The organism is uncultured Aquincola sp. (assembly GCF_964001545.1).
GTDB lineage: Bacteria > Pseudomonadota > Gammaproteobacteria > Burkholderiales > Burkholderiaceae_C > Aquincola.
In genome coordinates this window covers 1-1999 of record NZ_CAXFDV010000746.1, presented here as the reverse complement: position 1 = coordinate 1999, position 1999 = coordinate 1, and the positions used below count along the sequence as shown (strand labels likewise).

General features: G+C 69.8%; 2 protein-coding genes. Both read right to left on the bottom strand.

Features of this window, described 5'->3' with window-relative positions; translation table 11 throughout:
- Window positions 1–150 precede the first annotated feature (150 nt).
- Window positions 151–1446: a glutamate-1-semialdehyde 2,1-aminomutase gene (gene hemL, locus ABNT58_RS26165; protein WP_348756307.1), complete on the bottom strand. Its 1296-nt coding sequence runs from the start codon at window positions 1444–1446 to the stop codon at window positions 151–153.
- Between the two features lie 25 nt (window positions 1447–1471).
- Window positions 1472–1999, bottom strand: a 528-nt coding sequence (locus tag ABNT58_RS26160; RefSeq protein ID WP_348756306.1) for a bifunctional hydroxymethylpyrimidine kinase/phosphomethylpyrimidine kinase, incomplete at its 5' end; no start/stop codon positions are given.

Sequence of the window (1999 nt, the reverse complement as noted above, 5' to 3'; positions counted from 1 at the left end):
GGGGGCGCAGCACCCGCAGCGAGTTACGCGGCGGGGCCACTCGACCGAGCAGCGCAGGGCAGTCCGCGCTTTGCGCGGACCGCGGAAGCTAAGCCCCCGGGCCCGCCCGCACGGCCCGGAGCAAACAGCCCACGCTAACCAGGGTGTTGTTCAGCCCAACGACAGAGCCTCGGCCGCGGCAGCAACGGTGGCAGCAATGTCCTCCGCCGTATGCGCCGCACTCACGAAGCCGGCTTCATACAAGGCCGGCGCCAGGTACACCCCGCGTTCCAGCATCGCGTGGAAGAAGCGGTTGAAGCGCTCCTTGTCGGTGGCCAGCACCGCGTTGTAGTGCTGGGGCAGCTCGCTCGCGAAGAAGAAGCCGAACATGCCCCCTTGATGGTCGAACACCATCGGCACGCCGGCCTTCTTGGCCGCGGCGTCCAGGCCCTGCACCAGCGAAGCCGTGGTGGTCGACAGCTGGTCGAAGAAGCCTGGCTTGCGGATCTCGCGCAGCGTGGCCAGGCCGCAGGCGGTGGCCACCGGGTTGCCCGACAGCGTGCCGGCCTGGTAGACCGGGCCCAGCGGCGCCAGCAGGCTCATCACCTCGCGTGAGGCGCCGAAGGCCGCCAGCGGCATGCCGCCGCCGATCACCTTGCCGAACACGCTGATGTCGGGCGCAAAGCCCGGGATCAGCTGCGCATACAGGCTTTGCGCGCCACCCAATGCGACGCGAAAGCCCGTCATCACCTCGTCGAAGGCCAGCAGCGCGCCGTGCTGGGTGCACAGCTCACGCAGCCGCCGCACGAAGGGCACCTGCGCCCGCACGAAGTTCATGTTGCCGGCGATCGGCTCCAGCATCACGCAGGCCAGCTGGTCGCCGTGCAGCGCAAAGGCTTCTTCCAGCTGCTCGAGGTTGTTGTACTCCAGCACCAGCGTGTGCTGCACCACCTCGGGCGGCACGCCGGCGCTGGTGGGGTGGCCGAAGGTGGCCATGCCCGAGCCGCCCTTGACCAGCAGCGCATCGGCGTGGCCGTGGTAGCAGCCCTCGAACTTGATCAGCATCGGCCGGCCGGTGGCGCCCCGCGCCAGGCGGATGGCGCTCATCGCGGCTTCGGTGCCGCTGCTCACCAGCCGCACCTGCTCGATGCTGGGCACCAGCGAGATGATCTCTTCGGCCAGCTCGATCTCGCGCTCGGTGGGTGCGCCGAAGCTGAAGCCTTCGGTGGCCGCCTTCTGCACCGCTTCCAGCACCGCCGGGTGGCCGTGGCCCAGGATCATCGGCCCCCAGGAGCCGATGTAGTCGATGTAGCGCTGGCCGGCCGCATCGAAGATGTACGGGCCCTGCGCCCGGCTGATGAAGCGTGGCGTGCCGCCCACGGCGCGGAAGGCGCGCACCGGCGAATTCACGCCACCGGGGATCACGCGCTGCGCGCGCTCGAAGAGTTCAGCGTTCTGGTCGGTCATGAGCTTACTGCGGCCTCACGTCGGGTCAATGCACTTGTCTAGGCAGGTTGCTGCCGTCGGGCTCGCCCTGCGGGCCCGAGCCCGGGTCTTCGCCGGGCTCGCCGTCTTCTTCTTCGCCAGGCGGCAGCGCCCAGAAAAAGCGGTCGGGGATTACGTTGCCCATGCCAGGGCGGAAGCCCGCGTCCAGGCTGTTGTCCAGGAAGGCCAGCGCCTCGCCCACTGCGGCCTGCAGCTCGCTGCCGGCGGCCAGCAGCGAAGCCAGCGCGGCCGACAGGGTGTCGCCGGCGCCCACGAAGCTGGCTTCGAAGCGCTCGAACTTCTCGCCGGTGAGCGCGCCCTGGGCCGAAGCCAGCACGTTGTCCACCCACTGCTCGGTGCCCTTGCCCTTGGACGGCAGCATCACGCCCGTCACCAGCACGAAGCGGGTGCCGTGCTCGCCGGCGGCCACGGCCAGCTCGCGCGCCGAGGGCGGGCGCTCGTTGTCCCAGTCGGGCAGCAGAAAGTCGGTCAGCGTCTTGTGGTTGCCCACCAGCACCTCGGTCTGCGGCAGGAT

What these genes read in the sequence shown, in the direction of transcription:
- hemL (WP_348756307.1), bottom strand. Translation starts at nt 1,446, where the DNA reads ATGACCGACCAGAACGCTGAACTCTTCGAGCGCGCGCAGCGCGTGATC.